13 protein-coding genes are annotated in these 12604 nt (G+C 40.4%); 2 read left to right on the top strand and 11 right to left on the bottom strand.

The window, feature by feature from the left end; all coding sequences use genetic code 11:
* Positions 1-174 precede the first annotated feature (174 nt).
* Complete coding sequence (locus tag VB732_RS16840; RefSeq protein WP_323232013.1) at positions 175-381, bottom strand: DUF751 family protein; 207 nt, start codon at positions 379-381, stop codon at positions 175-177.
* 165 nt (positions 382-546) lie between these two features.
* On the opposite strand from VB732_RS16840, the gene VB732_RS16835 reads away from it, so the two are divergent.
* Positions 547-1374, top strand: a complete 828-nt coding sequence (locus VB732_RS16835; RefSeq protein WP_323232012.1) for a DNA adenine methylase — start codon at positions 547-549, stop codon at positions 1372-1374.
* 359 nt (positions 1375-1733) lie between these two features.
* On the opposite strand, the gene VB732_RS16830 is transcribed toward VB732_RS16835, so the two are convergent.
* The 4 genes from VB732_RS16830 to VB732_RS16815 form a co-directional block, all read right to left on the bottom strand.
* Positions 1734-1886, bottom strand: a complete 153-nt coding sequence (locus VB732_RS16830) for a hypothetical protein (protein WP_323232011.1) — start codon at positions 1884-1886, stop codon at positions 1734-1736.
* Entirely contained in the window at positions 1879-2100 is a 222-nt protein-coding gene (locus VB732_RS16825; protein WP_323232010.1) for an addiction module protein, read from the bottom strand. Before VB732_RS16825 ends, VB732_RS16830 begins: the two co-directional genes overlap by 8 nt.
* Positions 2101-2216: 116 nt before the next feature.
* Positions 2217-3437, bottom strand: coding sequence for a HetZ-related protein (locus VB732_RS16820; RefSeq protein WP_323232009.1), 1221 nt, complete (start codon positions 3435-3437; stop codon positions 2217-2219).
* Positions 3438-3834: 397 nt separating this feature from the next.
* Entirely contained in the window at positions 3835-4494 is a 660-nt protein-coding gene (locus tag VB732_RS16815) for an L-threonylcarbamoyladenylate synthase (protein ID WP_323232008.1), read from the bottom strand.
* A 125-nt stretch (positions 4495-4619) separates the two neighbouring features.
* Here VB732_RS16815 and larC point away from each other — a divergent pair, with 125 nt between their 5' ends.
* Positions 4620-5906 carry a nickel pincer cofactor biosynthesis protein LarC gene (larC, locus tag VB732_RS16810; RefSeq protein ID WP_323232007.1) on the top strand — a complete coding sequence of 429 codons (1287 nt, stop codon included), beginning with the start codon at positions 4620-4622 and terminating at the stop codon, positions 5904-5906.
* Between the two features lie 142 nt (positions 5907-6048).
* Here larC and VB732_RS16805 read toward each other — a convergent pair whose 3' ends face one another.
* From VB732_RS16805 to VB732_RS16780, 6 genes are all read right to left on the bottom strand, one after another.
* Positions 6049-6267, bottom strand: a complete 219-nt coding sequence (locus VB732_RS16805) for a hypothetical protein (protein ID WP_323232006.1) — start codon at positions 6265-6267, stop codon at positions 6049-6051.
* 431 nt (positions 6268-6698) lie between these two features.
* Positions 6699-6848, bottom strand: coding sequence for a PsaJ protein (locus VB732_RS16800; protein WP_323232005.1), 150 nt, complete (start codon positions 6846-6848; stop codon positions 6699-6701).
* A gap of 712 nt (positions 6849-7560) precedes the next feature.
* Positions 7561-9741, bottom strand: a complete 2181-nt coding sequence (locus VB732_RS16795) for a CHASE2 domain-containing serine/threonine-protein kinase (protein ID WP_323232004.1) — start codon at positions 9739-9741, stop codon at positions 7561-7563.
* A gap of 146 nt (positions 9742-9887) precedes the next feature.
* A complete protein-coding gene (locus tag VB732_RS16790; RefSeq protein ID WP_323232003.1) occupies positions 9888-11945 on the bottom strand; it encodes an FHA domain-containing protein in 2058 nt (685 codons plus the stop codon).
* The gene (locus VB732_RS16785; protein ID WP_323232002.1) at positions 11942-12091 is read right to left on the bottom strand and encodes a DUF6760 family protein; all 150 of its coding nucleotides are present in this window, start codon (positions 12089-12091) and stop codon (positions 11942-11944) included. Before VB732_RS16785 ends, VB732_RS16790 begins: the two co-directional genes overlap by 4 nt.
* Entirely contained in the window at positions 12088-12471 is a 384-nt protein-coding gene (locus VB732_RS16780; protein ID WP_322639968.1) for a phage tail assembly protein, read from the bottom strand. The genes VB732_RS16785 and VB732_RS16780 overlap by 4 nt, the downstream gene beginning before the upstream one ends.
* Between the last annotated feature and the right edge of the window lie 133 nt (positions 12472-12604).

The raw sequence follows: 12604 nt of genomic DNA, 5'->3' as shown, positions 1-12604 counted from the left end.
TAACTTCCCGTTTGATCAATTCAGCAACGCGGGAAACCCGGCGATTTGTAGCCATAAAAATTTCGCCTCCTCACAGAGGTTGTACGACAAAAATAGATGCAAGTTGCTTATCACTTAGCGGGAGCAACGCCAAGAGCAACCGTCTGTAGGGCATAGCCCCGATAAAGCGCTAGTCTAGATTGTACTCAAGCCCAGCATTGCTCGTAGGGTGAGAGTAATGAAGACTAGGCTGCTCACAAATAAACCTAAGATGGCGATCAAGGTAACTGGGCGCTTTAACAATGGTACTAACGACCCAAAGGTGTTCAGAAACAAGCCTAAGATGATTGTAATGAAGTACCGGGGGTAGCGAAAGACGTTATCCCAAAATCCGTCAAACATCTGAATGTAAACTGCCTTGTTATATACTTACGTTTGCTTTGATCTGCTTTATCTACTCAATTGTAATCTATGCGGCTGGAAAATTAGCCAGCTAATATAAAATATACATCGTCAGCTATATTGGCTTTATTTAGTCACGATTATTTTCAGTTAAATTGCAAATAAATGGTAATTCAAATCCCCAAGGAAACTAGCCCGCGTCCATTTTTGAAGTGGGCAGGAGGTAAAAGTAGGTTAATACAGCAATATATTCCTTATTTTCCCAAAAGTTATAAAAATTACTATGAGCCATTCTTAGGTGGTGGTGCTGTTTTTTTCTATCTGCAACCAAGTGCAGCAGTTTTAACTGATATTAATGCCGAATTAATTAATACTTATTGTTGCGTTAGAGATCGTGTTGAGGAATTAATTTCTCTATTGAAAGAGCATAAAATCAGACATAATAAAGATTATTACTATAGTGTCAGAAATTACTCTGGTGGTACTGAAATAGAAAAAGCGGCTCGTCTAATTTATCTTAATAAGACTTGTTTTAATGGTCTTTATCGAGTCAACTCACAGGGAAAGTTCAATGTGCCTTTAGGCAGATATGAAAATCCCAATATTTGTTCTGAAAGTTTGTTGCAAGTAGCCTCAGAAGCCCTTTCTCATGCCAAAATTAAACAAGCAGATTTCACAGAAGTGCTAAATCACGCAACTAGCAGTGATGATTTTATTTATTTTGATCCACCATACTATCCTGTAAGTGAAACTAGCTATTTTACAGCTTATAGTAGCTATCGCTTTGCTGAAGATCAGCAAGTTGAACTCAAAGATGTATTTGAAAAATTAGCTGGGTGTGGAGTTCAAGTCATGCTATCTAATTCAGATTGTGAATTTATTCGCAACCTTTACAGCAGTTTCAATATCCATACTATATCAGCATCTAGAGCAATTAATTCTAACGCCCAAAAGCGCGGAAAAATTACAGAATTATTAGTAACTTCATATTAAAGATTATTGTTAGACCATGCAATGAATGAACTTAAATCAGATAACATTTTGAAACGCAAAGGGACGCGAAGTAAAGCGCAGAGGTACGCAGAGATTTGTAACTCAGCAGACTAGGAAAGGCTATAAACATATTAATAATTTGGATAAAGAACGAGTTACTAATTCAGATAATAGTTAAAATAATAGATTTTTTATTTAGTCTTAAAGACCAACTATTGCAAGCGACTCCGCCATTTTTCTGGGTCTTGGCAACAATGGAAAACAGCGTAGATAATAATCTCCTGTTCATTAAATTCGTAAAAAACGACGTAGGGAAAACGCCTGACTGTAGCGCGGCGATAAGTTTCATGAACAGTCTGTTACGTGCTGGGGTGGCGCTTAATTAAATTCAGGGAGCCATCAATACAGCGTAGGAACTCAGCGCCTAACCCAAATTCTCGCCCCTCGTACCAGTCATAAGCTTCAACAATGTCTAGTTCTGCGGCTGTAAGGATAGTTAAATTTTTAGCCATGCCGTTGAGAGATTCTGGCTTTCACATCTTCCCAACTGTTACCAATGGCTGGGTTTTGAAGATATTCGGCTTTGCGACGGACTAGTTTTTGTTTCTGCCAATCTAAAACTGGGAGTGCTGCTGGTGTAGTGGCAATCTCATCCCATAAATCCTCTACCAGTTTAAGTTTTTCCGCTCTCGAAAGACTAGAGAGTTCGGGAAATACTGGGTTCATGGTTTTCTCTGATTTTATTCATCTTCATTATTACACTCCCAAACCGCCATATTCATAACAACATTTCTAACAACTGGAATTTAGCTTGGATAAATTTTAGTTATTTCGTTTTGACTTCAACCCGTCTGTGCCTCAGTATGACCGTTGCGGATAGACCATGCTAGTTCTAAAAGTTGAGTCCAGCGCTTTTGTAACTGTTTGGGGGTGCATTTAATGGTTTTAGCGATCGCAACGTCGGTTTGTCTTGCAGTTTTCAATTGTAATATTTGCTGCTGTTGTTCTGTGAGTTGATTCACAAAAATTTCCCACTGCTGAGAAGATAAACCCAATTTTTGCTCTAAACCTGCGCCTAACCATTGATGTACTAATTGCCAATGGTGTTGTTTAGCAAACTTTTCTACGTGGTATTTAAAGCGTTGTTGGAGATAATCGCGCTGACGGCTGGTTAAACCGAGAATTTGGTCAATTTCTGGGGCTGAGAGGTCTTGAAGTTTCAAGCTGAGGTAGTTCATACAGTCAGATTGACCTTGAGACTCCAGATATTTCATCAATTCAGTGATGACGCGATCGCGTTCTGACTCTTCTGATGGGTCAAAATTAGTTTGGGCAATCATCTGCGATCGCAACTGTTGCACCGCCGAGTTACGCTGGTAAGATTCTGCTTCTTCACCCTTAGCAGACTCCACCGCCATTTCAATATCCACGGTAGTTTCTTGCGGCTGACGACGAGCAAAACCTTGGGCCCGCAAGATAATTAATTGTTGATTTGCACCACCAGGTAAATTGATCCGGCGTTTAGCGTACTGTTCTGTAAAAGCCATATATTCAGCTAATTGCAGCTGAGTACGCGGTGTATGATCGTCAGGTAGTTCGTTTTCTCTGCGGAAAGCTTTGATAGCTTCGATATAAAATGCTTGTAAAAAATCTTCAATTAGGCTGTAACGAGCATCAAAGCCCAATTCCGAGCCAGATATAGTTACATGACGGTAAACCATAGCACCCAAATTACTATGTAATTCCACCCGTCCTTGTTTGGAACCTAGTTGGTAGTAACGTAAGCACTTTTGCATCCGATGCCTTCCCAACGTAATCTGCCAAGATTTAATTTGCCCAGATGTTTGAATACGCGAACTTTTATCGCAAATACGTTCTACTTCTACCGCTATGCGGTTTGCTAAAGCTTCTACGCACCTGGGCGTTGCTTTCACTTGTGCTTGCATTTCTTGACACAGCAATTCAATCAAGGTTTCGCTGCTGTTTTCTGAAAATTCTTCAGTCGAAAGGTGGTTATCAAAAACGGGTGTAGAGTTTGGTAGATTAACGACGTTTGCTTTCATGACTTTTCCAGGGAGTAGTATTGCACCGTAATTACAACGCAGACACAGCAATCAAGGCTAGCCTTGGCTGGAGAATCTTTGGGCATTTATCAATTAAGATTTGCCCCATATAATGCTCACATCTAAAGCTCATATATAAAACTGTAGGAAATACGAGAGAGTTACAGTTATGACAATGTGTCGGTTTTGTTCACAAGTCACCACATTGACGCGGGTACATGATTACCCAGCATTTTCTCAAAGTTGGTAAACCTCTTGCTGTATCGACTTTTACCACCATCCTGTTATTGCATCTGTGCCCGTCGTAGACATCGCTTTGAAATATGACAATTTAAAAACTGGAGTCGCTTTTATCACAATTTCCGAAACGGAGAGGTGCGCCTGTGAAGTCTGATTCTTATACCCATGCTGCTGCTGCTTCCCAACCTAAACCCCTCCGTATAATTGCTGCTTCGTCTCCCGTCATATCCAAGATGGTGGATACTTCATAAGTAGGTTCTTCGCCAGTGTCTACAATTATGTCTACCAACTTGTCCAAACGGTCAAATAGCTCTACCCGCGACTGAACAGTTTCTGGATCTATCCGAATCATGCCATTATCTGCTTCATCTGGTGGCAGATGTGCTGAAGTTGAAATAATCGGATTACCCAAAGCTGCCAGCAGTTCCAAACACACAGTATGGTTTGGTACTCTAATTCCAGTACTTTTACGCTTGGGGCTTTGTACCAATCGCGGTACTAATTTTGTTGCTGGGAGCAAAAACGTGTATGGCCCTGGAATCAAGCGTTTCATAATCCGATAAGCTGTGTCACTTACGAAGGCATAAGTTGCCACATTTGAAAGCGAGGGACATAAAAATGTCAGTGGTTTATCATTTGCTAGCTGTTTAATTTGCCGCACTCGTTCTACCGCCGACTTAGCATTCAAATCACAACCGATCGCATAGACTGTATCAGTAGGGTAAAGCATGACTGCGCCACTAGAAAGCGCCGACTTTATTTCCTCTATTCGACGACTTTGAGGATTATCCGGATGAACTGGGAAAATTTTTGCCATAACAGGGGGAGTGGGGAGTGGGGATTGGGAAGAGGCAGAGGAGCAGGGAGCAGGGAGCAGGGAGAAGGGGAAAGGACTAATTAATGACCAATGACTAATGACTAATGACTAATGACTAATTTATTATGAATAAAATTGCTTATCTTCAATGTCCGACAGGAATTTCTGGTGATATGTGCCTGGGTGCTTTGGTCAGTTCGGGTGTTCCTGTGGAGTATTTAATTGAAAAGCTCAATGGGCTGGGCATTGAGCAGGAATATCATTTAAGGGCGGAATTTGTCCAACGGAATGGTCAGCAGGCGACTAAAGTCCATGTGGATTTAGTACACGATCGCCATCATCATGACCACCATAACCACGAACACAATCATGATCACACACGCCACCTGCCAGAAATAGAGCAGATGATTCTCAAAGCGGGGTTGCCATTACGGGCAGAAGCTTGGAGTTTGGCGGTATTCCGACAGCTAGCAGTAGCAGAAGGGGCGGTGCATGGAATTTCTCCTGAAAAAGTTCATTTTCATGAAGTGGGTGCTATAGATGCGATCGTAGATATTGTGGGTACTTGCTTGGGGTTGGATTGGTTGGGGATTGAGAGTAATGACGAAGGATGGCCCCTACTTTACTGCTCGGCGTTTCCGACGGGTGGCGGTACTGTTCGGGCTGCACATGGTCAGATGGCAGTACCAGTACCAGCAGTATTAAAGCTGTGGGAAATGCGGGGTTGTCCAGTTTATAGCAATGGGATTGATAGAGAACTGGTGACACCAACGGGAGCCGCGATCGCTACTACTTTGGTAAGAGATTTTGGTTCACCACCCGCGATCGCTATCAAGCAGATAGGGCTGGGAGCAGGAACCATAAATTTACCCATTCCCAATATTCTACGTCTCTGGCTGGGTGAAAGCGTAAGTTTACAGTCAAATTTCAGCAGTTCTGAAGATACTAGCTCAAATTTGGAAACCATCTCGGTATTAGAAACCCAAATTGATGATTTAAATCCTCAAGCGATCGGGTATGTATTTGAGGCTTTGTTTGCTGCTGGTGCGGTGGATGTTTTTACCCAAGCGATCGCCATGAAAAAATCCCGTCCAGGAATTTTGCTGACTGTGATTTGTCATCCAGAAAATTTACTCAGTTGTGAAACAGTTATATTCCGTGAAACTACAACTTTGGGTATTCGGCGAACAACTCAGCAACGCGCCATTTTACAACGGGAAATTCAAAAAGTGGAAATTGAATATGGCCAAGTGCGTGTCAAAGTAGCATGGAAAGGAGAATTAGCAGAAAAAGTTATTGCTAATGTGCAGCCAGAATATGAAGATTGTGCAGAGTTAGCGCGAAAAAATAATATTCCCTGGCGCGAAATTCAACGGTTAGCGCTACAGCGTTGGTATTTAGTTAACGGCTGAATCTTCTTGTTACTCCTTTTCAGTCTCTACTTAGGAAGGAGACAACCTATAAAAATTTATTCTATGCGCTTAGAGCAAGCACCAACTAAAAACCCCTCCAAGGTCGGAAGGGTTAAAATACTTTTTGGTAACAGGATAGTAATTAGCGGGAAACAGAAGCTTTTCCTCCTTGATGAGCTAGAGATGCAGCATTCAAGGGTTTGAGATAGCTGACATTGGTAGATTGAGTGGGTAAATTATTAGAGTTGATAGCTGTAGGTTCGCCACTATTATTAGTAGCTATTTGAGTACCACTGATTTCAGGCAATAAAGCAATAGAAGCAACTATAAGTAGAGAATCTATCAAGATGGAGAGTTTCATAAGATTATCTTTAGTTAGAGTAAAGTGCAATTAGTGTTCTTGAGTAATAGAGTCTTACTTTTTGTCAGTCTCAACTTCCTGCACTCAGATCACCCGATCGGTTGATTTGTTCCTCACCCATTCGGGTATGCGATCGCACTACTCTACTTCTTTTGATAGATTGGGATAGCAAAAAAGCCCGGTCAGAAGAGTGACCGGGTTTTTTGTAACAATTGCCTAGAATAGGCAGTTATTTGTTAGAGTTAATTTTTTAATGAACCGCAGAGGCAAGAGAGACACAGAGAAAATAAATTAATGCTCAACTGGACTATATTGCAATATTACTAACAATGAAATATTTATGATAATACTTGGCGATGGGTTAAGCAAAGTTCCCTTTTACCCAAGAATCCCCCGTTTATAAAAAAACGGGGAAGTCCCTTACCCTCATGTCATGGCATAGGATGGAAAAGGAGATCGGGGAAAAAATAATTAAAAAATGCCCAGGTAGAAAAGGCAACTGATATTGAAATTACAGCAAGAACTGGAGCTGAAGAAAGGTACTTAATGAAATAACCTTTCTGATCATTTTGTTTCTGCATATAACACTCTCTAAAGAATGAAGGAATTAAGTTGAACTAGTGGAGCTAAAAATAATTGATTTGTTTGCAATTGCAATATAGAAGTTGCCAAAAAAACAGCTTTCTTAGCGTTGTCTTTGGAAACTCTTCTCTATATAGACCGCACAAGTTCAAGTTATTCTTACAATTCCATCATAATAACTAATACCTCACTACGCCTCTAACCAAAGGTTGGATAAATATTAAATTATTTAGTAATGTAAAATACAAAAAATATCTCTTATTACTAGTAGTCTGTCAACTTATTTTTTAGAGGTAAAAAAACGAACTACATTCGCGTTGGCGTTGGCGAAGCCTCTCGTAGAGAAGCCTCTCGTAGAGAAGGAAGAGAAAAACAAGAGAAATTTAAAAATTGATTAATATAGCAACCCTATCTGATTTGTGAAAATTCTCAGTGTCCAGATCCCCGACTTCTTAAATAAGTCGGGGATCTAACTTTTCACGAATGATTTAGGATTGCTATCTCTACGAGACGCTACGCGAACATTCCACTTCGTTGCACTCGCAATGACATATCGTAAGTGATTAGGGAGACATCATATAATTCTCAAATTTTTCTTGACAGACTAAGCTGAAAATATTTTAATTTGCATCCATCCTCTAGCAGATAAATCTCTTGTGGGGTGAGCATATTTCCCACCTTAGCTGTGCAAATTAAAAACACGACAGCTTACTAGAGACTTTCCAAAGTTTTTAGCACTTCTATTGCTGACTGATATCGTTGAGCGAAGTCGAAATGTACCATTCTATTTAAAATAATAACGAACTCGTTTGTAGCATCAGTTAGTCCACGCCAATGTTGCCAAATCTGTCGATTGCCATCGCTTTCAACTTCAATAATTATTTCACCACTATTTACATCTCTGCGAAATTCTCTAGGATCTACCCCAGTTAAACCTTGAATTCCCATAATTCCCAACGCATAAATATCGCTATTGAGTTTTGGCAAACCGCTCATTTGCTCCGAAGGTGCATAACCAGGAGTACCAATTGAAATCGTCTGAGCTTCTTGCTGCTGAGGTTGAATTTGCTTAACAGCGCCAAAATCAATTAAAACAATATGCTGATCTGATTCTCGCCTAATCAAATTACTAGGTTTGATATCTCGATGGATTACGCCATAGCTATGAACAAAAATAAGCACGTGTAAAACTTCTTTGAGCATCTCTACAACCTCAACCTGTTTTAGTCGCTTCCCAGAGGTTAGCTCTTTGTCCATCGCGTGCCCTTGCACAAACTCTTGCACTAAAGAAAATTGGCTATTTTCCTCAAAAAAAGCTAGCAGTTGGGGAATTTGTGGGTGCTTACCCAAGATTTCTAAAATTTGTGCTTCCGCGTCAAATAATCGTCTGACGACATTTAAATATTCTGCATCTTGGCGAGGGGATAGCAACTGTTTAACGACACATTGCGGATTACCAGGACGCTGAATATCATCAGCTAAATAAGTATTACTAAATCCTCCAGAACCCAAAGCTTGAGTAATTTTGTAGCGGTTATTTAGTAGAGTTCCTTGTGAAATTCCTTGCCCAATGGAATCAGCAATTACAGTTGGTGCTTCGTTTGAGGCATTGCCGCGCTGCCGTAAAAGACCTTGCAATTCCACAATTAATTGTTGGTGTTCTTGAACCCGTTGGATAATTTCTTGTTGCTCTTGTTTCGTTTTATAAGAACTATAAACAAGAACACTTCCGGCGGTAAATACTAACCCCAAAGTCGGAGGTACTACTGGGAACCATCCAGCTTGGATAAAAATGACAAAATTGCTTCCAAATAACACTGCAAGGGCTGTTACTCCTGCCAGTCCTAAGCCTAGTGGATGTTGAATCCGCGATACTAGCAACCCACCAACTACAGTCCATCCCCATATCCAAAGGATTTTACCCCACTCAGGTAGAAACCAAAACAGAGGCTGTTTGTTAAGAACAGAACTGAGAATTTGACTAACGCTGTGAGCATGAATTTCAATTCCTGCCATTTTGCCGGAATTATCTGATTTTCCAGTAGCAAAAGGCGTGTTAAAAATATCATTTAAACTATTGGCTGTTGAACCAATTAAAACGATGCGGTCTTTTACCAAATCTGGTTTAACTTGATTTTCAAGTACTTGTGTAATAGTTATCTGCTGGGCAATCTGATACCCAGAACGGTAGTTAAGCAAGATTTGGTAGCCATTTGTATCCGCTTTTTGATAACCACCAGCGTTACTTTGTAGAGGTTTAAATATAGTATTTCGTAGTCGTAGTTCCTTTTGTGGGGTAAATTCTGGTTGGATGCCTCCGACTTCTAAGTATTTAAGTGCTAGTTGTAAGCCAAAAGAATAAATACTTTGACAAGAATCAGATTCCTCTGCACTTACCAATAAGAGGTTGCGACGAATTGTAGCATCAGTATCTTCTACAACATCATTAAATCCTACTCGCTCTGCTTCAATTCCCTGTGGAGGCGCTATTCCTGGATTGTTAGAACCCGAATGTTTACAGATAGGAATGATAATATCGCTCTGTTGTAAGCGTTGCAGCAGCTTTTCATGACCAGGTTGTACTGGTAAATCACGAAAAATATCTAGACCAATGGCTCGCGGTTGATATTCTTCAAGTTTGCCCAATACCCGCTCTAGAAGTTCACCAGATAAAGGCCAATTCCATTTTTGGATATCTTTTTCAGTTAAAGCAACAATCAATAGACGAGAGTCTGGGCCTGGGTCGCTACGTAATTGCATCATCTGGTCGTAGACCTTCATTTCTAGAGGCTCGAAAACCCCAAGTTTTTGAATGCCTACTAGTAAAATTGTAGCGATCGCACTTGAAAGAATAACTGGTTGTCTAAATAAATTTTTTAAGTTTGTAAGCATTTTTTTAAATAGATTTTACTTGAAAATATACATATTTTTTATCATTGAAACTATTCTATGCAATTTGCAACTTTTCTCAAAATACTCATATCCCCGACTTCTTAAAGAAATCGGGGATCTTTTTGCTCACGAATTATTAAGTAAAGCTATATATCTTTAAGATAATGCACGATCGCCTCTGCTGTTGACAAATTAGTTGCCAGTAAAACTTGATTAATAGTGCATAACCTTAGCAGTGCTTCTTCATTTGCTTGGCCGGGTTGAGGTTGCAGCAAATCTCTCAAGAAAATAACTGCTAAAATCTCTCCTGCTCCAACCAATGAAGCAATTGTTTGATATCCTCCAGAAATTGGTGCGGGGGTTTGTTGACTAATAGTTATTCCCGCTTGTTGATGTAAAACTTCGCTGACAGATGGCCAAGTAATTGTAAAACTCTGGCAGAAAAATTCCTGATGTTGAGAAACAAATTCAGCAAGTTCTGATTTTTTGCTCTCGTGAGCGATTAGTACTATGTTTCTTTCAATAATCACTTGCGGAGGCTCATTTACATTTGTTTCTTCTGGACTTTCATCAGATTGAGTCGCTTCTACTTCGGATGTTTCTTCAATAGTCTCATCAGATTGAGTCGCTTCTACTCCAGAAATCTCTTCAATAGTTTCATCATATTGAGTTACTTCTACTTCAAGAATCTCTTCACTAGTTTGACTGATGTTCACAGTAGCTTCACTTTCTGTTATTTCCAAAAATTGAATATTAGCTAAATCAGAAGCTTCATCTACTGGGGCAACATCAACATCTAGACTGGTTTCTTCTGTAGTTGTACTACTCAAATCAATGTCTTGATTGCTGACAACTTCCGCAACGATATTATCAGGCCCTGTCAATGGTTCAGAAACTTCACTTCCTGTTTCATCAACAGCAAAAGTAGGTTCTACTTCGTCAACATCTGCATTATCTTCTGCTACTAATGACTTTTCTAACTCTAACAGCTCATTATTGATATCTTGTATTTGGTTTGATGTTTCTTGCGGTTGAATTTCCTCTTCTTTAGGAACTTCGTTGACAAATTCACCAAAATCTGAACTTATTTCTTCTGCAACTGGTGTATCTAAATCTACTACTTCATTTTCATTATGAGTAGCTTCAGGAATGGTACTTTCCTCATCAGATACTTCGCCGAAAATGTCACGCGGCTGTACGAAGGTGACTTCTGCTTCTAGTGCTGCCTCTAATTCTGCATCTTCATTGGACGTAGCTTCGGGAATGGTACTCTGTGCAGGATGGTGGAAAATGTCGCGCGGTTGTACGAAGGTGACTTCTGCTTCTAGTGCTGCCTCCAATTCTGCATCTTCATTGGACGTAGCTTCGGGAATGGGACTTGTATCACGCCGTTGTACAAAAGTAGATTCTGTGTCCAGTGCTGCTTCAAAGTCTGCAACATCGTCATGGGCGGCTTCTGGGACTATACTTTCTTCAGGAGTTTCAATAATATTTTCAGGTGCTGCGATCGCATCCTCAGCTACAGTAAAAGAAAGTTCCTCACTATCTTCGCTAACTTCTGGTGCAGCTAACGCTTGCAAATCTCCAATTTCATCATGAACATTGTGTGGAACTTCGCTAACGGCTTCTGGTGACTGAATGATGTTCTCAGGGGGGATTACCTCAACAACCGGGATGACATCATCAGGTTGAGTAGCAACAACTTCGGAGATTTCGCTGACTTCTGGTGAAGGTACTTCTACTTCGGGACTAATAGACGCTGGAACTTCGCTAACGACTTCGGGAACTGGATTTGCAACGTTAGCGCTGACATTTTCAGGCGATCGCGGCCGAGAAAACAGTGAAGGGTCTATAATTCTAAAGACTGTTTCTGGTTGCTCATAAGCAGGAGCAACTGCTTCCAAGATCAGAACATAATCTGCAATTCTGATAATATCTCCATCGCTCAAAGAATATAATCGATCTTTTTCGGCTTGTTTCCCATTAAATATTGAGCCGTTTCTACTGCCAAGGTCAGAGAAGTAGTAATTTCCAGCTTTAACAAAAAACTTAGCATGTACCCGACTAATATCAGGGCTGTCTAAAACTAAATCAGAATCAGGAGAACGACCTATTAACCATTCTCCCCTCGTTGTAGTTTCTGTGGTAAGGTCAACTTCATTGACTTCACTTAGAGTTGGTGAGTAACTAACTTTTACTTTCATATTAATTTTTGGTTAATTTTATTGATTTCTACTACCCACCTCTGACGGGTAGTATGTTCTAAATTTAAAATATCATCTTGTGACCAGTGGAAATGATAAGCAATAAAAGCTACCTCCTCATATAAAGTATCGGAGGGGTAGCTCACGACTCCCCCGCTAGTTCAAGCTCCACAGAAAATTGAGTATTACAGTGGGGACATTGTGTAGGAATATGTACATTACCTTGCTGATTGATGCGATTATAAAATTCTCGGAGATAGGCAATGTCATGTAAAAGTAGTTCTTCAAGTAAATCAGGACTAACAGAATTGAGACTACCCAAGCGAGTTATGACCCGTGCAAGCATCACCAAAACGCCGTAAGCTGGATTTTCCTGAACTCTACGCTCTTGTTGCACCAAAATTTCATCTTTGGCGGTGGCTAAACGCATCACCCCATGACGATGTATTCGGTGTTCACTATCACTCAATCCTCTAGGAAGAGTGAAGGCAAATTCTGTGCAGAGAGTATCCTTTTTACGAGGCATAAGTCATTTTGGGAATTGGGAATTGGGGATTGGGGATTGGGGATTGGGAATTGGGAATTGGGAATTGGGATGAGTCTTTGAACTCCATTAATGAGTCTTTTAGCTCCATTAATGAGGCTTTGAACTCCATTAA

The sequence above is a fragment of the Nostoc sp. UHCC 0252 genome (assembly GCF_034931145.1).
Lineage (GTDB): Bacteria > Cyanobacteriota > Cyanobacteriia > Cyanobacteriales > Nostocaceae > Nostoc.
This window is presented reverse-complemented; position numbering and strand designations above follow the sequence as displayed.